We start from the raw sequence: 20,910 nt of genomic DNA, 5'->3' as shown, positions 1-20,910 counted from the left end.
TCTGCATATAGGCGTCGTGGACGGCCGGACCAGAGGCCGACCGTCCACGATCTATTATCAGCCTCGGCGCCACCAGCCGCCGCGCGGCTTGGTCGGCGGAGCGGTGATCTCGGCCGGATCGGGTTCGGCGGGCGCCAAGAGCGTTTCCGCGACCGGTTCCGGCTCGGGAGCGGGCTGAGGCTTGGAGACAACGACCGGCGCAGGCGCGACGACCTCCATCTCAATGGGCGCTTCGACCGCAACCGGTTCGGCGACCATTTCAGGGACGGCGGCTTCCTCGACGGCGGGTTCGATCACCGCGTCGGTGGCCGGAGCGTCACCCTTGCGACCGCGTGTCCGGGGACGGCGAGCCTTTTTGGGAGCTTCGTCGCCAGGGGCCGGCAATTCGACCCAGATGTCGCTGGGCGGAGCTTCAGCCGCCACTGCCGGGATAGGGGGCAGCGCGACATCGGCCAAGGCCTCTACTGGCGCGGGACGAGCTTCACGCTCGCCTCGGCCGCGACCACGGCTGCGGCTCGAACGTCCTTCCGACCGGTCGGGCCGTTCGGCCCGCTCGGGTCGTTCGGCGCGTTCCGGGCGCTCGGCTTGCGGCGTCGAGGCAACCGGTTCGGGCGCGGGACGGCGCGGCTCGCCGCCGCGACCATCCAGTGCGGCCGGGTCGTGCCAGGCAAAGGCGCTGTCGCCAAACGGGACTCGGGGACGGGTCCAGACGAAGGCGTCGGCCGGACGATCGCCATCCTCGCGACCACCACGGCGCCCGCCGCGACGTCCACGGCGGCGGCGGCGGCGGCGGGCTTCCTCGTCTTCGCCTTCGAGGGCAGGGAAGTCGCCGCGATCGGCGTCACCGTCCTCGTCGCTTTCGGCTTCGTCGACAGCTTCGCCCTCCGGCGCGGCGTCGACGTCATCGCGGCGTCCGCGACGGCGGCGTTTGCGTTTGCGATTGCGATCGCCTTCGTCTTCCAAAGCTTCAGCGCGTGGCTTGCCACGTGGCGCGGCGCGGACGGCCGAGGCGTCGTCGTCGGTGTCTTCGCGTTCGAGGGCCTCGTCGTCGAGGATCTCCTCGTCTTCGTCCTCATCCTCGTCGTCATAGACCTCGTCTTCGAAGTCGTCGTCCGACACTGGCGGCGCCGTGGTGGCGATGCGTTCGCCCAGCTCGGTGCGCTCGATCTCGTTCTCGGCGGCGTGCAGGCTCTCATCAACCAGCACCGTCACGAACAGACCATGGGTCTGTTGCAGACGCACCAGATAGGCGCGCTTTTCGTTGAGGATGTAGATGCCGACGGCGCGCGAGACCTTCAGGGTGATCGCGCCGCTGCCCTTGAGGGCTTCCACCTCGACAGCACGCAGGGCCGCCAGGGCGCTGGACTCGACCGAGCGAACCCGGCCGGTGCCTTCGCAATGTTCGCAGACGTGGGTGGTGCCTTCCAGCACGCCGGTGCGGCGACGCTGGCGGCTGATTTCCATCAGGCCGAAACCGCTGATCTTGCCCATCTGGATGCGGGCGCGATCATCCTTCAGAGCGTCCTTGAGGACCTTCTCGACGGCGCGGTTGTTCTTGCCTTCATCCATGTCGATGAAGTCGATGACGATCAGGCCGGCCAGATCGCGCAGGCGCAGCTGGCGCGCGGCTTCCTCGGCGGCTTCGGTGTTGGTCTTCAGCGCGGTCGCTTCGATATTGCGCTCGCGCGTCGCCTTGCCCGAATTGACGTCGATGGCGACCAGCGCCTCGGTCTGGTTGATCACCAGATAGCCGCCGGAACGCAGAGGCACGACCGGCGAATAGATCTGCGCCAGGTGGTCTTCGATGCGGTGCTTGACGAACAGCGGCGCCGGCTCGCGATAGTGGAAGACCTTCTTGGCCTGGCTGGGCATCAGCATGCGCATGAAGTCGCGCGCTTCCTTGAAGCCGGCCTCGCCTTCGACCCAGATGCCTTCCAGCTCCTTGTCGTACATGTCGCGGATAGCGCGCTTTACGAGGTCTTCTTCCTCGTAGATCAGCGCCGGGGCCACCGAATGCAGGGTGGTCTCGCGGATGTTTTCCCAAAGGCGCAGCAGGTAGTCGTAGTCGCGCTTGACCTCGGCCTTGGTGCGTTTGGCGCCGGCCGTGCGGATGATCAGACCCATGCCTTGCGGCACGTCCAGGCTCTGGACGACGCTTTTGAGACGCTTGCGGTCGGTCACCGTGGTGATCTTGCGGCTGATGCCGCCGCCACGGGCGGTGTTTGGCATCAGGACGCCATAGCGGCCAGCCAGCGAAAGATAGGTGGTCAGGGCCGCGCCCTTGTTGCCGCGCTCTTCCTTGACGACCTGAACCAGCATGATCTGCCGGCGGCGTATCACTTCCTGGATCTTGTACTTGCGCATCAGGCGACGCTTGCGGCGCGCCAGCTCTTCCTCGACGGCGTCTTCCTCGTCATCGACGTGATCACCGTCGTCGTCATCGCCGCGACGCGTGGCGACGTGGTCGTCCTCGTCATCGTGCGAATCGTCGCGCATCAGCGCTTCGCGGTCGGCGACCGGGATCTGATAATAGTCGGGATGGATCTCGTTGAAGGCGAGGAACCCGTGGCGGTTGCCGCCATACTCGATGAACGCAGCCTGGAGGCTGGGTTCAACACGGGTCACCTTGGCGAGATAGATATTTCCGCGAAGCTGTTTGCGGGTCTGGCTTTCGAAATCGAATTCTTCAACCCGGGTTCCGTCCACGACGACCACACGCGTCTCTTCGGCGTGCGCTGCGTCGATCAGCATCTTCTTCGACATTAAGGGAATCTCCACGGCGCACGGCGGGCTCTTGGCCCGGTCGCCGATATGAAAGACAGGCGCGCGCGTCACCGTCCGTCGCTCCGCCAGTGCGGTTGCGAGAGGTCGGATGCCAATGGCGGACGGGTGCGGCGCAGCCCATGAGGTTTCGGTTTTCCTTGTCGCGCCGGAGTGGCGCGGATCGGATGGCGCGTCGTCGCCGGGAAGGCGCAGAGCCCGACGCGGGCTCCTCGGACCGCTATCGAGGCAGGCGTCAGGCCTGCGGACGAAGGATTGGTCCTTGATCACTATCTAGTCTGCGACCCATGAGACGAAAGAGGCGCAAGGCTTCCTTCGGCGCGAGACGCCCGCGCGAGCTTCCATGACGATAACGTCGCTCGCACGCATCGGAATTGTAGCAACATCGCGAGGCAAAAGGAAAGCGCTCGACAACAAGGTCAGATTTAACGCTTTCGCTACCGCGCCTGGCGGATATTGACGGCCGGTTCACCGGCTCCGGAATGCTTGGGCGAGGGATGCGTAGAGTTCTCATCGGGTTAGCTCGAACAGGCTGGTTAAAGGCGGCGTTGATCGTCGGCGGCTTGACCGTGGCTGGCGTCGCTGTGGCTACTGCTCAGGGGCCCGCTCCAGCAGCCGGCGTTCAGAAAGTCCGCTTTGGCGGCGATCGCTCCGAAACCCGTGTCGTCATCGATCTGGACCGCGCGGCCGTAGGCCGGCTGATCGCCGATGGCTCTCTGGATCAGCGCGTGGTGATCGGCCTGCCCAATGTTTCGGTCTCCGGCGACCTGCAGGGCGCTGGCCAGGGTCTGGTCAAGCGCTGGGTCATCGACGAGGCTGGCGGCGGCGCCCGCCTCCGCCTCGACCTTTCCGCCCGTGCAGAGGTCCGCCGACGCTTCCTGTTGCCGCCGGGCGACGGCGCGACGGCCTATCGCTATGTCATCGACCTCAAGGCGACCGATAGCGCCACGCCAGCGCCCGCGCCGAGACTGACTCTGGTCTCCAGCCCGGTCAAAGCCTCGCCGTTGCGCTTGAAGAAAGTGATCGTCATCGACGCCGGCCACGGCGGCAAGGATCCCGGCTCGCTGGGCGCGTCTGTTTACGAAAAGGACGTCACCCTGCTCGCGGCCAAAGCCCTGAAGGCTCGCCTGGAGAAATCCGGTCGCTATCAGGTCGTGATGACTCGCGAGACCGACACCTTCATTCCGTTGGAAGCGCGTGTGCAGATCGCCCGTCGCGCCGATGCCGACCTTTTTATCTCCATGCACGCCGACTCGGGTCCTGATGTCGCGACGCGCGGGGCCAGCGTCTACACGCTGTCGGAAAAGGGCGCCGAGCGCGTGGCTCGCGTGCTGGAAAAGGACGACTGGCTGATGAAAGCCAGTCTGCCGGGCCGTGATCGCGCCGTCAGCCAGATCCTCCTAGACCTCTCCCAGCGCGCCACCAAGAACCGGTCGGCCGCCTTTGCCCAACTGCTTCTGGAACGGGTAGGCGAGGAGACGCCACTGCTGCGCCGTAGCCATCGCGACGGGGGCTTCATCGTGCTGCTGGCACCAGATGTTCCGGCCGTACTTCTGGAGATGGGCTTCATCACTAATGTCGAGGATGAGCGCCTGTTGAGCAATGCCGGCAGCCGTGGCCGGGTGGTCAATGCGGTTGGCGACGCCATCGAATCTTACTTCGCCACCCAGGTCCGAAAATCCTGAGACGTGCGCGCCGTTGGCGCCTGCGGCGATGCAGGTTAGAGGCTTGAGGTAGAGCCCGGGCGCGACGGTGCGACCGCAAAACCGCTTACACTTTTGTGGAACGGGCTCTAGAGGATGAGTGCAGGGGCGGGCGAGTGTGCGTCGTCCGACGGAGGCCGCGTGGATCTGAAACCCACCGAACGATGGATGGCCATCGCAGGCGTGGCGGTGCTTTCCGCGATCGCCGTGGCGGGCTTCGCGATCGCGATCTATGCCGCGTGGCTGTTCCACGACATGCCCGATGCAGGCGAGCTTCAGGACTATCGTCCGCCGACGGCGACGCGCGTCTATGCGTGGGACGGCACCCTGATCGGTGAGTATTCCAAGGAACGCCGGATCTTCGTTCCCTACGACCAGATCCCGCCTCAGCTGGCCCAGGCCTTCATGGCCGCCGAGGATCGCAACTTCTTCCGCCACAGCGGCGTCGATGTCGGCGGCTTCTCGCGCGCAATGGTCAAGAACGTTAGCAATGCCGCGCGGGGGCGCCGCCTTGAGGGCGGTTCGACCATTACCCAGCAGGTCGCCAAGAACGTCTTGCTGACCAGCGACGCCACGGTCGGTCGAAAGTTCAAGGAAGCGATCCTGGCGCACCGCCTGGAGCAGTCGCTCGACAAGCAGCAGATCCTTGAACTGTACCTGAACGAAATCTGGCTCGGCTATCGCTCGTTCGGCGTCGGCGCGGCCTCGTACAACTATTTCGGCAAGTCCCTGCCCGAGCTGACCCTGGCTGAAAGCGCCTATCTCGCGGCTCTGCCCAAGGGACCCGACAACTATCATCCGATCCGGAATAAGGCGAAGGCCAAGGCCCGTCGCGACTGGATTCTGGGCCAGATGGCCGACCTGGGCTGGGTGTCCAAGGCTGACGCCGACAAGGCCATCGCCGAGGACCTTGTGGTCCAGGCCGCCCCCAAACGGGCCTCGTATCGCGACGCCGACTATTTCGTCGAGGAAGTGCGCCAGCGCGGCGTCGCCACCCTTGGCCCCCGCCTGAGCGAAGGCGGCTATTACATGCGCACGACGCTCGACCCTCGCATGCAAACCGCCGCCCGTGTGGCGCTGATGGATGGTCTTGAGCACTACGACCGCCGCCACGGCTGGCGCGGCGCCTGGGGCCATGTCGAGGCCAACGACGCCGATTGGGAAAAAGCCGCGCGCGCCAAAAGCCCGCCATCCGAACGCCAAGATTGGCGCGCCGCCGTTGTTATTTCGACGGATGGCCAAGTCCGTCTGATCAAGAACGAGGGCGAGGGCGCCATCGTTGGCGAAGACGTGGCTTGGGCCCGCGCGGGCAAGGGTCTGAAGCCCGGCGACCTGATCTTCGTCGAGAAGGTCGAGGGTGCGTCCACCTATCGCCTGCGCCAGGTGCCCGCCGTCAACGGCGCGCTGGTGGCCATCGAGCCCTATAGCGGCCGCGTCGTCGCCCTCGTCGGCGGCTACAGCTTCTCGCTGTCAAACTTCAATCGCGCCACCCAAGCGATGCGTCAGCCGGGGTCGGCCTTCAAGCCGTTCGTCTACGCCGCCGCCCTAGAAAATGGCTACACGCCAGCCAGCGTGGTCGTCGATAGCGCCATCACCTTCAAGGGCGCGAACGGCGAGGACTGGAGCCCGGAGAACTATCACAAGGAGTTCTACGGAGCCCAGCCGCTGCGTCGGGGCCTGGAACAGTCGATCAACGCCATGACTGTACGTCTGGCCCAAAGCGTCGGCATGAAGAAGATCATCGAATTCTCCAAGCGCACCGGGGTCGTGCGCGACATGCAGCCGGTGCTGGCCATGGCGCTGGGGGCGGGGGAGACCACGCCTTTCAAGCTGACCTCGGCCTACGCTCCCTTCGTAAACGGCGGCCGCCGGGTCGAGCCTCACCTTATCGAGCTGGTTCAAGACCGCGAGGGCAAGGTGATCTTCCGCGCCGACAAGCGCGACTGCGTGCGGTGTACCGCAGGTTTCAATGGCGATGAAAGCCCACGCTTTGACGCGCCGGGCGAACAGGTCATGGATCCGGTCACCGCCTATCAGATCACCTCGATGTTGCAGGGCGTGGTCCAGCGCGGCACCGCCGCGTCGGTCAGCTCCCTCGGCCGCCCCTTGGCGGGCAAGACCGGCACGACCAACGAGTATCGCAGCGCCTGGTTCGTGGGTTATTCGCCGAACCTGGTGGTCGGGGTCTTCGTCGGCTTCGACGACAACCGCTCGCTGGGCGAGGGCGAGACCGGAGCCACGGACGCAGTGCCGGTGTTCATGGACTTCATGCGCGAAGCGCTGAAGGGCCAGCCCGTAGTCGACTTCAAGCCACCCAAGACGGCCAAGTTCGCCTCGGTGCGCGGCATCCGCGAAGCTTTCCGTCCGGGGACTGAGCCCAAGGTCTCAGCGCCTGCCGCTCCTGCGGGTCCGCAGCCCTATTCGAACGCCTGGCCGAATGGCGTGCCCACGGGCGCTCCCAACGCCGCCGAAGCCGCCAAGCCGCCGCCCAGGGCGCCCGATCCGCTGAGCGGGCTCTACTGATCCATCATCGGCGTTGCGCCGGTAGCCGACGCGGGGTATCTCCCGCGCCCTTTCTTTATTGTCACGGAGTAACGTGATGCGACCGGATGTTGAGGCCTCCGCGGCCGACATCGAGCAGTCCGTTGGACTGCTCAGGAGGCGTCTTTGACTGGGATGCCGCACTTCGAAAGCTCGATGAGCTGAACGCCCGGGTCGAAGACCCGACCCTTTGGGACAAACCCGCCGAGGCCCAGGCCGTCTCTCGGGAGCGCGCCAGCCTGTCGGCGCGCGTCGAGGCGGTGCAGGCGCTCGACCAGGGTCTCAAGGATGCTCTGGAATATGCCGAGCTGGCCGACATGGAGGGCGACGACGCCCTGCTGGAGGACGCCCGCGCCCAGCTGAAGGACTTGAAGGACCGTGCCGGCCGCGCCGAGCTTGAAGCCCTGCTGTCCGGTGAGGCTGACGGCAATGACTGCTATGTCGAAATCAATTCCGGCGCCGGCGGCACCGAGTCTTGCGACTGGGCGGGCATGCTGCTGCGCATGTATTCGCGCTGGGCCAACGCCCATAAGATGAGCGTCGAGCTGGTCGAAGAGACGTCGGGCGATCAGGTCGGGATCAAGTCGGCCACCCTGCTGATCAAGGGCCAAAACGCCTATGGCTGGTTGAAGACTGAGGCCGGGGTCCACCGTCTGGTGCGCATCAGCCCCTATGACGCGGCCGCCAAGCGTCACACCAGCTTCGCCTCGGCATGGGTCTATCCGGTGGTAGACGACACCATAGAGATCGAGATCAATCCTTCCGACGTGCGGACGGACACCTACCGCGCCAGCGGCGCTGGTGGTCAGCACATCAACAAGACCGACTCGGCCGTTCGTCTGACGCACATTCCGACCGGCATTGCGGTGGCCTGTCAGGCCGGCCGTTCGCAGCACCAGAACCGCGAGGAAGCATGGAAGATGCTGCGCGCCCGGCTCTACGAAGCCGAACTGCAAAAGCGGGAAGCCGCCCAGCAGGCGCTGGAAGACCAGAAGACCGACATCGGCTGGGGCCACCAGATCCGCAGCTACGTCCTGCAGCCCTACCAGATGGTCAAGGACCTGCGGACCAGCGTCGAGACCTCCGACACCCAAGGGGTGCTGGACGGTGATCTGGACGCGTTCATGGGGGCTTCCCTGGCTCAGCGGGTCGGGGCCACGCGCGACGCCTGACAGGGTGCGCTGAATCGAAAAACGCCCCGGAGCGATCCGGGGCGTTTTTCTCTGTCTCGCTGTCGCTAGGATCAGGCCGGCTTGGCCTGGGCCTCTGTTGGAGCCGCCAGAACGGGCGTCGGGGTCTGCTGCTGCGCCGGGCGCTGGAATTTCAGACTACGGCCCTGGAAGAAGGCGCCGGTTTCCATCGCCAACTGCTCGTGGGTGATGTCGCCATCGATATAGGAGGTGCCGTAGAGGCGGACCTGCTTGGAGGTAATGGCGCCAACCACCCGGCCGCGAACCTCGACGGCCTCGGCGAAGACCGAGCCTTCAATATGGCCGGTTTCACCGACGGTCAGGCGACCCACTCGGACATCGCCGCGAACCACGCCGTCGACCTGCAGCTCGCCGTCGCCTGTGACATTGCCTTCGATCGTGATGTCGGACGAAATCAGCGAGGCGACCTTTGGTGGCGTCTTGCGCGTCTGATCGATGGAAGCGACGGGGGTAGGCAGGGGTTCGATCTTGGCCGGACCGCGAGCCGGAGCCTTAGTTTGCTTGCTGAACATACTCACCAGCCTTCAAAAAGCGATTTGGGTTCTGGGCCCTACCATTGGCCCAGACTTCGTAGTGCAGGTGCGGACCGGTGGAACGGCCCGTCGAGCCCATTGCACCGACGCGTTGACCAATCGCGACCCGTTCGCCAACGCGCACTGAAATCGCTTGAAGGTGCGCATAACGCGTCTTGAAGCCGCCGCCGTGGTCGATCTCGATGGTGCTGCCGTAGCCCGAACGCACCCCGGTGAACGACACCACGCCCGGCGCCGTCGACATGATCGGCGTGTGGAACGCACCCGGGAAATCCAGGCCTGAGTGGAAGGCGGGGCGGCGCGTGAACGGGTCGAAGCGGACGCCGTAGCTGCTGCTCATCGCCGGGTTGCTGGTCGGGCGGAAGAAGGGGAGCTTTTGAGCTGCGGCGTTCAGCGAGCGCATGTCCGACATGTCGGTGGCCGCGCGATGGATACGGGTGGCGAATTCTTCATCGACGTCCAGCACGGCGGCGAGGGCGCGAGGATCCTTGGCCTCGATCAGGGGGCCGCCCAGCGAAGCGCCGCGACCGGTATAGTTTCCGGCGTCGAGGCCGGCCATGCGCATGGCCAGGCGAAGGCGTTCGGCGCGGCTCTTGGCGAAGGTCTCGGCATTGTCGATCAGGCGCTCCTGATCCATCCGGGTCGCCTGGATGCGCTGAACGGGCGACGCCGCAAGCAGGCGAGGCGAGTCGGTCTTCAGGGCGTCGGCGGCGCCGGGCACGCCCTTGAAGTCGCTGACCAACATGGCCAGGGCGGAATGGCGCTTTTCAACCGAGGCGGCCAGCTCGTCGAGCGAGCCGTTGGTTGCCGACAGCTGGGCGACGGCGCTGTTCAGGCGCGCCTGGCGGTCGGCGTTGAGGCGCTCGTAGTAGGCTCGCTGCTTGATGACCTGCTGGTCTGTCGAGCTGACGGCGAGGGCGTTGACCATCATGGCGGCGGTGCAGACGCCCATCCACAGGGCCGCGCAACCCACGACGGTGGCGGCCAGCAGTTGCTTGTTGGTGGAGAAAACGTAGCCCCGCATCTCGCCGCCGGAACGGATATAGAGATGCCTTTCAGGAAAAAGACCTTCGAGGGATTGCCTCAGTCGCTTGAAGCGTTTGATCGCCATTGCTCACGAAACCCCCGTTTTCAGAACACCGGGGATATGCAACGACTTTACGCAGTCGCGCAAGGCTCTTCCCGCCCGAAGGGAGCGCGATTCGAGGAAACTGAGCATGCGGCCACAAGCGTTAACGCCACCTGAACGTGATCGGCAAGGCCGAGAGTCGGGTAGACGCCAGTTGGGCCTAGGACGCGGCGCAAATACAACACCACCGCGCACGGCTTGTTCCGCGCCTTTGGCGAAAATTGGCCCGTCTAGTTCTTTAGGGCCTTGGTCGCGGTGAGCACCGCCTTGATATGCCCGGGCACCTTTACCTTGCGCCAGACCTCGCGGACCATGCCTTCGGCGTCGATCAGGAACGTCGAGCGGTCGATGCCCATGTATTTGCGGCCATACATGCTTTTTTCGACCCAGGCGCCGTAGGTCTCGACGATCTCGCCGGTGGTGTCGGCCGCCAGTTCAACGGTGATGTCGTGCTTGAGGCGAAACTTGGCGTGAGACGCGGCGCTGTCCTTGGAGACGCCGACGATCACGGCGCCCATCTTGGCGAACTCCTCGACCTCGGACGAAAACTGCAGCGCCTGGGACGTGCAGCCCGAGGTGTCGTCCTTGGGATAGAAATAGAGGACGATCTTCTTGCCCTTGAGGCTCGCGAGGCTGACCCGGCCGGTGTCGGTCGGCAGGTCGAACGCGGGAGCCTTGTCGCCGGCTTGAAGCATGGTCTCTCTCCTCAACTCGCAGTGCATCCCGACCAGAGCGCGGCTCCGAGTCGGGACGACGTTTAGTTTAGACCGGTTTGACCAAAACGATCTTCTTCTTGCCGGCTGACAGTTTGACCACGCCATCAATCAGATCGGCTTCGGTGACGACGCGGTTGGCGTCGGCCTCGGCCCTGTCGTTGAGCTTCACGCCGCCGCCCTGAGCCAGGCGACGGGCTTCGCCGCGCGAAGCGGCCAAGCCGGCGTCGGCGAACAGGTTGGCAAGAATGATCCCGGCCTTCAGATCCGCGGCCGGAACTTCGAACGTCGGCAAGTCAGCCGAGGTCACCCCTTGCTCGAATGCCTTCTCGGCCGCGTCGCGCGCGGTCTTGGCGGCATCCTGACCGTGAGCCATGCGGGTAGCCTCGTCGGCCAGCACCTTCTTGGCGTCGTTGATCTGGGCGCCGGGTAGCGCTTCCAGGCGGGCGACCTCATCCAAGGGCAGGTCGGTGAACAGCTTCAGGAAGCGTCCGACATCGGCGTCCTCGGTGTTGCGCCAGAATTGCCAGTAGTCGTAGGGGCTCAGGGCGTCGGCGTTCAGCCAAACGGCGCCGGCGGCCGTCTTCCCCATCTTGGCGCCAGACGCAGTCGTCAGCAGCGGTGTGGTTAGGCCGAAGGCGGGCTTCTGATCGACTCGACGGATCAATTCCACGCCATTGAGGATGTTGCCCCACTGGTCCGAGCCGCCCATCTGCAGCACGCAGCCGCGCTTGCGGTTGAGCTCCAGGAAGTCGGTCGCCTGCATCAGCATGTAGTTGAATTCGAGGAAGGTCAGCGGCTGTTCGCGATCCAGCCGTAACTTGACCGAGTCGAACGCCAGCATGCGATTGACCGTGAAGTGAGTGCCGTATTCGCGCAGGAATTCGATGTAGCCGAGCTTGCTCAGCCATTCGTCGTTGTCGACCATCACCGCATCGGTGGGGCCGTCGCCGAAGGTCAGGAAGTTCTCGAAGGCGCGCTTGATGCTGGCGATGTTGGCCTTAATACCATCCTCGGTCAGCATCTTGCGGCTCTCGTCCTTGCCGGAAGGATCGCCCACCTTGGTGGTGCCGCCGCCCATCAGAACGATCGGCTTGTGGCCGGTCTGCTGCAATCGACGAAGCATCATGATCGAGATCAGATTGCCGACGTGTAGGGACGAGGCCGTGGCGTCGAAGCCGACATAGGCCGTGACCACGCCGCCGGCCGCCGCCGCGTCCAGCTCGTCCGGATGCGTGACCTGGTGGATGTAGCCGCGCGCCTGCAGGGTTTGCAGGAATTCCGACTTGAACGAGGCGGGCGCGGACATGGATCGACTTTCTGAATTGGACGATGCGGCGTCTAGCACGGGCAGGCGCGGATGTGGCGAGGGTTTCATAAGCGCGGTCTCCGGAGGGGCCGGAGCGCTTGATCTGGTGAGACGCGACCCGGCAGGACGGGGGCGTATCGACGTGTCAGGCCGGCCTCCCGCTATTTGAGCGGGCGGTAATGAGCGCGGACGAGGAAACGAGCGTCGATCATGGGACCTAGCTACAGGCCCGCGAGCATGGCAGTCAACGCTCATGCGCATACTGGGATTCATGACTGGCACCTCGCTCGACGCCGTCGACATGGCGGTGCTGGAGACCGACGGCGAAGACATCCAGGCCTTTGGCCCGGCGGGCGAGCGCAAGCTGCGCGAGGAGACGCGCGACCTGTTGCTGGTCGCCACCGAGGTCGCCCGAGGCTGGCCGCGTGACAAGCCGGCTCCGGACATTTTTGCTGAAGCCGCCCAAGCCGTGGCCGACGAGCACTTCAACGCCGCCGAGAGCTTCCTGGCCGAGCATGGGCTGTCGTGGTCGGAGTTCGACCTGTTGGGCGTCCATGGCCAGACCGTGCTGCACGAACGGCCCGAGCCCGGCCGCATCGGCCGCACGGTGCAACTGCTTGATGCCGAACGTCTGGCCCGCGCCTGCGGCCGGCCCGTCGCCTTCGACTTTCGCACCGCCGACGTGGCGGCCGGCGGGCAGGGCGCGCCTCTGGCTCCGATCTACCACGCGGCGCGGGCCCGTGCTTCAGGCCTCGCCGCGCCGGTGGCCGCGCTGAATATCGGCGGCGTGGCCAATATCACTCTGATCGGCGAGGGCGACGACCTCCTGGCCTTCGACACCGGCCCGGGCAACGGCATGATTGACCTGATGTTGCAGTCGCGCGGCCTCGGGCGTTTCGATGACAAGGGGCGTCTCGCCGCCGCCGGGACTGTCGACCAGACGGTGCTCGACGTGTTTCTGGCCAGCGCCTATTTCGCCGGCCCCGCGCCCAAGTCGCTGGACCGCTACGATTTCCCCCTCGATCTGGTGGAATCCCTGTCGGCCGAGGACGCCGCCGCCACCCTGGTGGCCTTCACCGCCGAGGCCGTCGTCAAGGCGTTCGAGCTTGGCGCGCTTCCGGCCGCCCTGATTGTCTGCGGCGGCGGGCGGCACAACCCGCAGATCATGCGCGCCCTCGCGGAACGCGCGCCGGTGCCGGTCAAGACTGCCGAGGACTATGGCTGGCGCGGCGACGCCATCGAGGCCGAGGCCTTCGCCTACCTGGCGGCGCGCACCGCCAAGGCTCTCCCGATCAGCTTCCCGGGAACCACCGGCGTGGCCGCGCCGATGACGGGCGGGCGGATCGCCTATCCCTGAACGAAAAAGGCCTCCCCGAAGGGAGGCCTTTCAACGTGCGGATCGGGAAGGCTAGATCGGGTTCATCTCGATCCGCTTGTCCAGATAGTCGCCGACGCTCTTTTCCACGAAGGGCAGATGCTCGGTCCAGAAGTGGCTGGCCTTGTCGATGACTTCGTAGTCGATGACGATGCCCTTCTGAGTGCGCAGCTTGGAGACCACGCGCTCGACTTCGACCGGCGGGGTGATGCTGTCGGCCGAGCCGGTCAGGAACAGGCCCGAGGCCGGGCAGGGCGCCAGAAAGCTGAAATCGTACATGTTGGTGGGCGGCGAAACGCTGATGAAGCCGTCCGTTTCCGGGCGACGCATCAAAAGCTGCATGCCGATATAGGCGCCGAAGTCGAAACCGGCGACCCAGGTCTGGCTGGCGGCCGGGTTGGACGTCTGCAGCCAGTCCAGCGCCGTCGCGGCGTCGGCCAACTCGCCGATGCCGGCGTCGAACTCGCCCTGGCTGCGGCCTACGCCGCGGAAATTGAAGCGCAGCGTCGCAAAGCCCCGCTTCATGAACAGGTGGTAGAGCTGCACCGAGACCGGGTGGTTCATGTGCCCGCCGGCCTTCGGATGCGGGTGCAGGATCAGCGCGATCGGCGCCGTCTCGGTCTTGCCCGGCGAGTAGCGACCTTCGATCCGCCCGGACGCGCCGGTCAAAATCACATCAGGCATATCGTCCCCATCGGTTTTCGAAGCGGCGGACGATTCCGGGCCTTTCGACCGACAGAATACTTGACCGCTGCGCTTGGTCTTCCTAAATCGCAACAAGCGACGCGGACCCTGGGGTCCGGCGCGAAGTCGCGGCTTGTAGCACACGCAAAAGCCGATGCGCGCGGAATCTGCAAGGAGTAAGGCGCATGCGCCTGAGCACCAAGGGACGATACGCCGTCATGGCCATGACCGACTTGGCTAAATGCCAGGACGGCGGGGAGGGCCGCGCCGTGGCCTTGGCCGAGATCGCGGCCCGCCAGCAGATATCCTTGTCCTACCTCGAGCAGCTTTTCGCGCGCCTGCGCCGCAAGGGTCTGGTCAAGAGCGCCCGTGGGCCCGGCGGCGGCTATCGCCTCGCAATGGACGCCGAAAAGACCCTGATCTCCGATATCGTGCTGGCGGTGGATGAGCCCCTGCGGGCCACCCGGTGCGGCCTGACCAAGGGCGGTCCCAAGGGCTGCATGGCCGGCGGCGAGCGCTGCATGACCCACGACCTCTGGGAAGAGATGGGCCGTCAGATCCATGGCTATCTGGCGTCGGTCTCCGTCGCCGACGTGTTGCAAGGCCGTCTGCGTCCCCAATCTCCGGCCTTGGGGTCCAAGGCTCTGGAGATCGCGGCGGAGTGACCATGTCCCGCGTTTCCGCCTATCTCGACTACAACGCCACCGCACCGATCCGTCCGGAAGCGCGCGACGCGCTGCTGCGCGCCCTGGAGGCTCCGGCCAATCCGTCGTCGGTTCATGCCGCCGGTCGTGCCGGGCGTGACGTGGTTGAGAAAGCTCGCGCTCAGGTCGCTGCCTTGGTCGGCGTCGCGGCGGGTTCGGTGACCTTCGTCAGCGGCGGCACCGAAGCCAACGCCTTGGCCATCGAGAGCGCCAAAGCCGCTGGATTTTCTCGCATTGTGGTCGGCGCCACCGAGCATGACGCCGTGATCGAGACGGCCAAGGCCAGCGGTCTGCCGGTCGAGACCTGGCCCGTCGACGCCAGCGGCGTCGCGCATCTGGCCTGGCTGGAAGCCGACTTGAAGGCCCCTGGCCGCGCGCTGGTGTGCCTAATGCTGGCCAATAACGAGACCGGCGTCATTCAGCCTGTCGCCGAGACTTCCGCCTTGGTTCGCGCCGCCGACGGCTGGCTGCATGTCGATGCGGTGCAGGCGGGCGGCAAGATCGCTATCGATTTCTCCGCCCTCGGCGCAGACACCATGGCCCTATCTGCCCACAAGCTGGGCGGCCCTCAGGGCGTCGGTGCTCTCGTTGCCGGCACGCGCGCGACCCTGCATCGTCGCCAACACGGCGGCGGTCAGGAGCGCGGGCGCCGAGCCGGCACGGAGAACGTCGCGGGCATCGCCGCCTTCGGTGCGGCGGCCGATGCGGCCGTCCGCGATCTTGCCTCGATGGCGAAACTGGGCCTTTGGCGCGACTCCCTCGCGGAACGCGTCATGGCGGAAGGCGCGGTCGTGCTCGGGGAGGGCGCTGATCGCCTGCCCCAGACCCTATGCTTCGCCGGGATGGGCTTCGGCTCCGAGATCCAGGTGATGAACCTGGATCTGGCGGGCGTGATGGCCAGCGCCGGCAGCGCGTGCTCGTCGGGCAAGGTCAAGGCCAGCCGGGTGGTGGAGGCCATGGGTCGGTCTGATCTAGCCCCCTTTGCCCTGCGGGTCAGCGGGGGTTGGGCGAGCACGGAAGACGACTGGATTAAATGCGGCGACGCCTGGATCGCCGCCTGGAAGCGTATCGACGCTCGGCGTCGGGAGATGGCGTAATGGCCGCGGTCAAGGAAACTGTCGAAACCGTAGCGGCGCTCGAGAAGTACGAGCACGGCTTTACGACTGATATCGACCAGGAGTTCGCCCCCAAGGGTCTCTCCGAGGACATCGTGCGCTTCATCTCGGCCAAAAAGGACGAGCCCCAGTGGATGCTGGACTGGCGTCTGGACGCCTATCGCCGCTGGCTTGAGCTGGAAGAACCCGACTGGGCCAAGGTCAATTATCCCAAGATCGACTACCAGGACTCCTACTACTACGCCGCGCCCAAGACCAAGGAGGGGCCCAAGAGCCTCGACGAGGTCGATCCCGACATCCTGGCCGTCTACGCCAAGCTGGGCATTCCGCTGCGCGAGCAGGAGGTCCTGGCCGGCGTCGAGGGCGCGCCGCGCTACGCCGTGGACGCGGTGTTCGACAGCGTCAGCGTCGTCACTACCTTCAAGAAAGAGCTGGCGGCGGTTGGGGTGATCTTCTGCTCGATGAGCGAGGCGATCCGCGAGCACGGCGATCTGGTGAAGCAGTATCTGGGCACCGTGGTACCGACCTCGGACAACTATTTCGCCTGCCTCAACAGCGCAGTCTTCAGCGACGGGTCGTTCGTCTACATTCCGCCGGGCGTGCGCTGCCCCATGGAGCTGTCGACCTATTTCCGCATCAACGCCAAGGACAGCGGTCAGTTCGAGCGCACCCTGATCATCGCCGACAAGGGCGCCTACTGCTCCTATCTTGAGGGCTGCACGGCCCCGATGCGCGACGAAAACCAACTGCATGCGGCCGTGGTCGAGCTGATCCTGCTGGACGACGCCGAGATCAAATATTCGACCGTCCAGAACTGGTATCCGGGCGATCCCGTAACCGGCAAGGGCGGCATCTTCAACTTCGTCACCAAGCGCGCCGACTGCCGGGGCGACCGTTCAAAGGTCAGCTGGACGCAGGTGGAAACAGGCTCAGCCGTGACCTGGAAATATCCGTCTTGCGTGCTGCGCGGTGAGGGGAGCTCGGGCGAGTTCTATTCGATCGCCGTGACCAACGGTCACCAGCAGGCCGACACCGGCACCAAGATGATTCACCTGGGCGCCAACACCCGCTCGCGGATCGTCGCCAAGGGCATCAGCGCCGGCAAGTCGACCAGCACCTATCGCGGCCTGGTCTCGGCCCACCCCAAGGCCAAGGGCGCGCGCAATTTCACCCAGTGCGATAGCCTGCTGATCGGCAAGACCTGCGCGGCCCACACCATCCCCTATATCGAGGCCCGCAACGGCCAGTCTGTATTCGAGCATGAGGCCACCACCACCCGCCTGTCGGACGACCAGCTGTTCTATTGCCAGCAGCGCGGTCTCTCGCAGGAAGAGGCAGTGGCCCTGCTGGTCAACGGCTTTGTCCGCGACGTGCTGCAAAAGCTGCCGATGGAGTTCGCCGTCGAGGCCCAGAAGCTGGTGGCTATCAGTCTGGAAGGCTCGGTGGGCTGATGTTGCTGGCGATCGACCACATACAGTTGGCCATGCCGGCTGGCGGTGAGGCCGCCGCTCGCAGATTCTACGGCGACCTCCTTGGCCTGCCGGAAACGCCCAAGCCGCCACATCTCGCCAAGCGAGGCGGCTGCTGGTTCGAGCGCGGCGCGCTGAAAATCCATCTCGGCGTCGAGAGCGATTTTCGGCCGGCGCGCAAGGCGCACCCGGGCCTGTTGGTCTCCAACTTGGGGGCGCTCACGGCTGCGCTTATGGACGGCGGCTGTTCGCTGCGGGACGATGAACCGCTTGAAGGCTACGACCGGATCTATGTGGACGACCCTTTCGGCAACCGGCTCGAGCTGATGGAGCCCGTGACATGATCCCTGTCCGCTTCGGGCTGAACGACAAGGAATACAAATACGCCCGCCAGCTAGCCTATCAGGCGGCGCATGGCACGTGGATCAATCCCTATGGCGACGAAGCCCCGCTGATCGACCGCAGCGCCAAGCTGCTGTCGGGCGGCAATGCCGACGCGGCCGCCGAGCGCGCCCTGCTGACGGAACTGCTGAAACTCGCCGCCTACAGCCCAGAACATGAATGGGAGGCGCCGGCCCTGACCGGCAAGCCGACCACGTTCGCTATCCAGACGCTCGAAAAGATCACGGCTTTCAATGCTTAATATCCAAAACCTGCACGCCCGCGTCGAAGACAAGGCCATCTTGAAGGGCGTCACGCTCGACGTGCCGGCCGGCGAGGTCCACGCCATCATGGGACCGAACGGCGCGGGCAAGTCGACTCTGTCCTACGTGCTGACCGGCCGCGGCGGTTACGAGGTCACCGAGGGTTCGGCCAGCTTGAACGGCGAGGACCTGCTGGCGCTGGACGCCAACGAGCGCGCGGCCAGCGGCCTGTTCCTGTCGTTCCAGTATCCGCTTGAAATTCCGGGCGTTCCGGCCCTGACCTTCATCCGCACTGCCCTTAACGCCCAGCGCCGCGCGCGGGGCGAGGACGAGGTCGCCGCCCCGGCCTTCCTCAAGCTGGCCCGTGAGAAGGCCGCCTCGCTGAAGATCGACTTCGAGATGCTCAAGCGCGGCCTTAACGTCGGCTTCTCGGGCGGCGAGAAGAAACGGATGGAAATCTTTCAAATGGCGATGCTTTCGCCGAAGTTTCTCATCCTTGATGAAACCGACAGCGGCCTGGATATCGACGCCCTGAAGATCGTCTCCGAAGGCGTCAACGCCCTGCGCTCGCCCGAGCGCGGCATGCTGGTGATCACCCACTATCAGCGCCTGCTGGACTACATCAAACCTGACCGCGTCCATGTGCTGGCCGTCGGCCGCATCGTCGCCTCGGGCGGTCCGGAACTGGCGCTGCAACTGGAAGCCGAAGGCTACGACAAATATGCGGGCGCTGCGGCATGAGCCTGGCCTCCGCCCTCAAGACCGGCGACCTGACCGAGCTGCCCTCGCGCCGTGACGAGGACTGGCGCTGGACCGACCTGCGCGGGCTGATCCGGACTCTGCCGCCGGTCTCGCCCAGGTTTGAGGGCGAGGTCGGCGCCGGACCGTTCTTGACCGACGAGACCCTGACCGTGGTGAACGGCCAGGGCGCGATCGATCTGACGATCAACGCTGGCGAAACCCGCGTGGTCGCTCTGCGCCTGATCTCATCCACCGCGACTACGGCCCATGCCGGTCGCGTCAGGATCATGGTGGGCGAGGGCGCGCGCCTGACCCTGCTGGAAAGCCACGAAGGCCAGGCCGACGGTTATCTGTCCGAGATCGCGCTGGACATCCGCTTGGCCAACAACGCCGTCGTCGAGCGCGTCGTGCTGGCCTCCGACACCGCCGACGCCGTCTCGGTAGTCGACGCCGAGGTGGTCCTGGCGGCCGGCGCGAAGTACGCCCAAACCATCCTGACCACTGGCGCGCGCCGCCAGCGCATCGAGACCCGGGTCGCCCACCCGGGCGCCCATGCCGACCTGCGCCTCGACGGGATCTATCTGCTCGACAAGCAGCGCCATGCCGACCTGACCACCCAGGTCACCCACGGCGGTGTCGATGGGACGACCTCGCAACTGACCAAGGGCATGGTCGCCGATCAGGCGCGCGGCGTGTTCCAGGGCCGGATCATCGTCCAGCCCGGCGCGGATCAGACCGACGCCCGCATGGGCCACCACGCCCTGATCATGTCGGACAGGGCCGAGGTCGACGCCAAGCCCGAGCTGCTGATCTTCGCCGACGACGTCTCCTGCGCCCACGGCAACACCATCGGCGCCCTGGACGAGCAGGCGATCTTCTATGCCCGCCAGCGCGGCATTCCCGAGCTGGAAGCCCGCGCCATGCTGACCGAGGCCTTCGTCGGCGAAGTGGTGGAGCGCATCGAACACGACGCCGCCCGCGGGGTTGCCCGCGCCTGGGTCGCCCAGCGCCTCGGACGGAGCGCCATCTGATGGCTTTCGACGCGCCCTTCGATGTCGAGGCGATCCGCGCCCAGTTCCCGATCCTGCAACGGACGGTGCACGGCAAGCCGCTGATCTATCTGGACAGCGCCGCCAGCGCCCAGAAGCCCGACGCGGTGCTGGACGCTATGACGGGTTTGGCCCGCACCTCCTACGCCAACGTCCATCGTGGCCTTCACACGCTGGCGAACGAAACGACGGAAGCCTATGAAAAGGCGAGGGAAACCGTCGCGCGTTTCATCAACGCCGAGCCGAGCGAAATCGTCTGGACCAAGAGCGCGACGGAAGCCGTCAATCTGGTCGCCGCAACGTTCGGCCAATCGCTGAACGCTGGCGACGAGATCGTCATCTCCGAGATGGAGCACCACGCCAATATCGTGCCGTGGCACTTCCTGCGCGAGCGCAAGGGCGTGGTCCTGAAGTTCGTGCCGGTAACCAACGACGGCCGGCTCGACATGGAGGCCTTCAAGGGCCTGCTGTCCGAGAAGACCAAGATGGTCGCCATCACCCACATGTCGAACGTACTGGGTACGGTCAACGACGTGGCCGAGATCGTCCGCCTGGCCCACGCGGCCGGTGCGCAGGTGCTGCTCGACGGCTGCCAAGCCATCGTGCACTCCAAGGTCGACGTGAAGGCCATGGACGTCGATTTCTACGTCTTCTCCGGCCACAAGCTCTACGGCCCGACTGGCATCGGCGTGCTCTACGGCAAGGCCGAGCGTCTTGCCGCCTTGCCGCCCTACCAAGGCGGCGGTGAGATGATCGGGTCGGTGTCGATGGACGCCATTACCTATGCCGACCCGCCGCATCGGTTCGAGGCCGGCACTCCGGCGATCCTGGAAGCCGTCGGCCTGGGCGCGGCGATCGAGTGGCTGAACGGCCTGGATCGCGACGCTGTCTTCGCCCACGAGCACGCCCTCTATGAGCGGGTCGCCGAGTGCTTGCGCGGGGTCAAAGGGCTGCGGATCCTCGGCGAGGCGCCCGGCAAGGGCGCGGTGCTGTCTTTCACCGTCGAGGGGGCTCACGCCCACGACATCGCCCAAGTGCTGGATCGCTACGGCGTCGCGGTGCGCGCCGGGACCCACTGCGCCGAACCCCTGATGCGACGCTTTGGCGTGACGTCGAGCGCTCGCGCTTCGTTCGCCCTATATAATACCGAGGCTGAAGCCGACGCGTTCGTGGACGCGCTGGCCAAGGCCCGCAGTTTCTTCAGTTGAG

At 65.7% G+C, this 20,910-nt stretch carries 19 protein-coding genes; 12 read left to right on the top strand and 7 right to left on the bottom strand.

Annotation, left to right across the window (positions count from 1 at the left end; all coding sequences use genetic code 11):
• Positions 1 to 57 precede the first annotated feature (57 nt).
• Together ACP69S_RS11480 and ACP69S_RS11475 are read right to left on the bottom strand one after the other, a co-directional pair.
• Positions 58 to 2,763 carry an Rne/Rng family ribonuclease gene (locus ACP69S_RS11480; protein WP_425997288.1) on the bottom strand — a complete coding sequence of 902 codons (2,706 nt, stop codon included), beginning with the start codon at positions 2,761 to 2,763 and terminating at the stop codon, positions 58 to 60.
• Positions 2,687 to 2,905: a hypothetical protein gene (locus tag ACP69S_RS11475; protein WP_425997286.1), complete on the bottom strand. Its 219-nt coding sequence runs from the start codon at positions 2,903 to 2,905 to the stop codon at positions 2,687 to 2,689. Before ACP69S_RS11475 ends, ACP69S_RS11480 begins: the two co-directional genes overlap by 77 nt.
• A gap of 373 nt (positions 2,906 to 3,278) precedes the next feature.
• On the opposite strand from ACP69S_RS11475, the gene ACP69S_RS11470 reads away from it, so the two are divergent.
• The 3 genes from ACP69S_RS11470 to prfB all read left to right on the top strand — a co-directional run bounded on the left by ACP69S_RS11470 (position 3,279) and on the right by prfB (position 8,197).
• On the top strand, positions 3,279 to 4,466 hold the full coding sequence (locus tag ACP69S_RS11470; RefSeq protein ID WP_425997284.1) for an N-acetylmuramoyl-L-alanine amidase family protein: 1,188 nt from the start codon (positions 3,279 to 3,281) through the stop codon (positions 4,464 to 4,466).
• Positions 4,467 to 4,625: 159 nt separating this feature from the next.
• Positions 4,626 to 7,007: a penicillin-binding protein 1A gene (locus tag ACP69S_RS11465; protein WP_425997282.1), complete on the top strand. Its 2,382-nt coding sequence runs from the start codon at positions 4,626 to 4,628 to the stop codon at positions 7,005 to 7,007.
• Positions 7,008 to 7,083: 76 nt separating this feature from the next.
• Positions 7,084 to 8,197, top strand: a protein-coding gene (gene prfB / locus ACP69S_RS11460) for a peptide chain release factor 2 (RefSeq protein ID WP_425997280.1) whose coding sequence is annotated in 2 segments (ribosomal slippage) — positions 7,084 to 7,152 and positions 7,154 to 8,197 — 1,113 coding nt in all. Because the reading frame shifts where the segments join, the coding sequence is not laid out codon by codon here.
• A gap of 71 nt (positions 8,198 to 8,268) precedes the next feature.
• Here prfB and ACP69S_RS11455 read toward each other — a convergent pair.
• The 4 genes from ACP69S_RS11455 to tyrS all read right to left on the bottom strand — a co-directional run bounded on the left by ACP69S_RS11455 (position 8,269) and on the right by tyrS (position 11,989).
• A complete protein-coding gene (locus ACP69S_RS11455) occupies positions 8,269 to 8,748 on the bottom strand; it encodes a bactofilin family protein (protein WP_425997278.1) in 480 nt (159 codons plus the stop codon).
• The gene (locus ACP69S_RS11450; RefSeq protein WP_425997276.1) at positions 8,729 to 9,880 is read right to left on the bottom strand and encodes a peptidoglycan DD-metalloendopeptidase family protein; all 1,152 of its coding nucleotides are present in this window, start codon (positions 9,878 to 9,880) and stop codon (positions 8,729 to 8,731) included. Before ACP69S_RS11450 ends, ACP69S_RS11455 begins: the two co-directional genes overlap by 20 nt.
• 248 nt (positions 9,881 to 10,128) lie before the next feature.
• On the bottom strand, positions 10,129 to 10,593 hold the full coding sequence (locus ACP69S_RS11445; protein ID WP_425997274.1) for a peroxiredoxin: 465 nt from the start codon (positions 10,591 to 10,593) through the stop codon (positions 10,129 to 10,131).
• A gap of 67 nt (positions 10,594 to 10,660) precedes the next feature.
• Positions 10,661 to 11,989 carry a tyrosine--tRNA ligase gene (gene tyrS, locus ACP69S_RS11440; RefSeq protein WP_425997272.1) on the bottom strand — a complete coding sequence of 443 codons (1,329 nt, stop codon included), beginning with the start codon at positions 11,987 to 11,989 and terminating at the stop codon, positions 10,661 to 10,663.
• A gap of 184 nt (positions 11,990 to 12,173) precedes the next feature.
• Here tyrS and ACP69S_RS11435 point away from each other — a divergent pair, with 184 nt between their 5' ends.
• Positions 12,174 to 13,277 carry an anhydro-N-acetylmuramic acid kinase gene (locus tag ACP69S_RS11435; protein WP_425997270.1) on the top strand — a complete coding sequence of 368 codons (1,104 nt, stop codon included), beginning with the start codon at positions 12,174 to 12,176 and terminating at the stop codon, positions 13,275 to 13,277.
• Between the two features lie 51 nt (positions 13,278 to 13,328).
• Here the strand turns inward: ACP69S_RS11435 and ACP69S_RS11430 are convergent, their stop codons facing one another.
• Positions 13,329 to 13,979 (bottom strand): alpha/beta hydrolase, encoded by a 651-nt coding sequence (locus tag ACP69S_RS11430; RefSeq protein WP_035046771.1) that lies wholly within the window; start codon positions 13,977 to 13,979, stop codon positions 13,329 to 13,331.
• Positions 13,980 to 14,164: 185 nt separating this feature from the next.
• Here ACP69S_RS11430 and ACP69S_RS11425 point away from each other — a divergent pair, with 185 nt between their 5' ends.
• The 8 genes from ACP69S_RS11425 to ACP69S_RS11390 are packed head-to-tail and all read left to right on the top strand — an operon-like array spanning position 14,165 to position 20,909.
• Positions 14,165 to 14,644 carry an Rrf2 family transcriptional regulator gene (locus ACP69S_RS11425; RefSeq protein WP_425997267.1) on the top strand — a complete coding sequence of 160 codons (480 nt, stop codon included), beginning with the start codon at positions 14,165 to 14,167 and terminating at the stop codon, positions 14,642 to 14,644.
• Complete coding sequence (locus ACP69S_RS11420) at positions 14,641 to 15,780, top strand: cysteine desulfurase family protein (protein ID WP_425997266.1); 1,140 nt, start codon at positions 14,641 to 14,643, stop codon at positions 15,778 to 15,780. The genes ACP69S_RS11425 and ACP69S_RS11420 overlap by 4 nt, the downstream gene beginning before the upstream one ends.
• Positions 15,780 to 17,249 (top strand): Fe-S cluster assembly protein SufB, encoded by a 1,470-nt coding sequence (gene sufB, locus ACP69S_RS11415; protein WP_425997264.1) that lies wholly within the window; start codon positions 15,780 to 15,782, stop codon positions 17,247 to 17,249. Before ACP69S_RS11420 ends, sufB begins: the two co-directional genes overlap by 1 nt.
• The gene (locus ACP69S_RS11410) at positions 17,249 to 17,611 is read left to right on the top strand and encodes a VOC family protein (RefSeq protein ID WP_425997262.1); all 363 of its coding nucleotides are present in this window, start codon (positions 17,249 to 17,251) and stop codon (positions 17,609 to 17,611) included. Before sufB ends, ACP69S_RS11410 begins: the two co-directional genes overlap by 1 nt.
• Positions 17,608 to 17,910 (top strand): hypothetical protein, encoded by a 303-nt coding sequence (locus ACP69S_RS11405; protein WP_425997260.1) that lies wholly within the window; start codon positions 17,608 to 17,610, stop codon positions 17,908 to 17,910. Before ACP69S_RS11410 ends, ACP69S_RS11405 begins: the two co-directional genes overlap by 4 nt.
• Entirely contained in the window at positions 17,903 to 18,652 is a 750-nt protein-coding gene (gene sufC, locus ACP69S_RS11400) for a Fe-S cluster assembly ATPase SufC (RefSeq protein ID WP_425997258.1), read from the top strand. The genes ACP69S_RS11405 and sufC overlap by 8 nt, the downstream gene beginning before the upstream one ends.
• Complete coding sequence (gene sufD / locus ACP69S_RS11395; RefSeq protein ID WP_425997256.1) at positions 18,649 to 19,683, top strand: Fe-S cluster assembly protein SufD; 1,035 nt, start codon at positions 18,649 to 18,651, stop codon at positions 19,681 to 19,683. The genes sufC and sufD overlap by 4 nt, the downstream gene beginning before the upstream one ends.
• Complete coding sequence (locus ACP69S_RS11390) at positions 19,683 to 20,909, top strand: aminotransferase class V-fold PLP-dependent enzyme (RefSeq protein WP_425997254.1); 1,227 nt, start codon at positions 19,683 to 19,685, stop codon at positions 20,907 to 20,909. The genes sufD and ACP69S_RS11390 overlap by 1 nt, the downstream gene beginning before the upstream one ends.
• Position 20,910: the final 1 nt, after the last annotated feature.

It is taken from the genome of Caulobacter sp. DWR1-3-2b1 (genome assembly GCF_049895765.1).
GTDB lineage: Bacteria > Pseudomonadota > Alphaproteobacteria > Caulobacterales > Caulobacteraceae > Caulobacter.
This window is presented reverse-complemented; position numbering and strand designations above follow the sequence as displayed.

What these genes read in the sequence shown, in the direction of transcription:
- ACP69S_RS11480 (WP_425997288.1), bottom strand. Translation starts at nt 2,763, where the DNA reads ATGTCGAAGAAGATGCTGATCGACGCAGCGCACGCCGAAGAGACGCGT.
- ACP69S_RS11475 (WP_425997286.1), bottom strand. Translation starts at nt 2,905, where the DNA reads ATGGGCTGCGCCGCACCCGTCCGCCATTGGCATCCGACCTCTCGCAAC.
- ACP69S_RS11470 (WP_425997284.1), top strand. Translation starts at nt 3,279, where the DNA reads ATGCGTAGAGTTCTCATCGGGTTAGCTCGAACAGGCTGGTTAAAGGCG.
- ACP69S_RS11455 (WP_425997278.1), bottom strand. Translation starts at nt 8,748, where the DNA reads ATGTTCAGCAAGCAAACTAAGGCTCCGGCTCGCGGTCCGGCCAAGATC.
- ACP69S_RS11450 (WP_425997276.1), bottom strand. Translation starts at nt 9,880, where the DNA reads ATGGCGATCAAACGCTTCAAGCGACTGAGGCAATCCCTCGAAGGTCTT.
- ACP69S_RS11445 (WP_425997274.1), bottom strand. Translation starts at nt 10,593, where the DNA reads ATGCTTCAAGCCGGCGACAAGGCTCCCGCGTTCGACCTGCCGACCGAC.
- tyrS (WP_425997272.1), bottom strand. Translation starts at nt 11,989, where the DNA reads ATGAAACCCTCGCCACATCCGCGCCTGCCCGTGCTAGACGCCGCATCG.
- ACP69S_RS11435 (WP_425997270.1), top strand. Translation starts at nt 12,174, where the DNA reads ATGCGCATACTGGGATTCATGACTGGCACCTCGCTCGACGCCGTCGAC.
- ACP69S_RS11430 (WP_035046771.1), bottom strand. Translation starts at nt 13,979, where the DNA reads ATGCCTGATGTGATTTTGACCGGCGCGTCCGGGCGGATCGAAGGTCGC.
- ACP69S_RS11425 (WP_425997267.1), top strand. Translation starts at nt 14,165, where the DNA reads ATGCGCCTGAGCACCAAGGGACGATACGCCGTCATGGCCATGACCGAC.
- sufB (WP_425997264.1), top strand. Translation starts at nt 15,780, where the DNA reads ATGGCCGCGGTCAAGGAAACTGTCGAAACCGTAGCGGCGCTCGAGAAG.
- ACP69S_RS11410 (WP_425997262.1), top strand. Translation starts at nt 17,249, where the DNA reads ATGTTGCTGGCGATCGACCACATACAGTTGGCCATGCCGGCTGGCGGT.
- ACP69S_RS11405 (WP_425997260.1), top strand. Translation starts at nt 17,608, where the DNA reads ATGATCCCTGTCCGCTTCGGGCTGAACGACAAGGAATACAAATACGCC.
- sufC (WP_425997258.1), top strand. Translation starts at nt 17,903, where the DNA reads ATGCTTAATATCCAAAACCTGCACGCCCGCGTCGAAGACAAGGCCATC.
- sufD (WP_425997256.1), top strand. Translation starts at nt 18,649, where the DNA reads ATGAGCCTGGCCTCCGCCCTCAAGACCGGCGACCTGACCGAGCTGCCC.
- ACP69S_RS11390 (WP_425997254.1), top strand. Translation starts at nt 19,683, where the DNA reads ATGGCTTTCGACGCGCCCTTCGATGTCGAGGCGATCCGCGCCCAGTTC.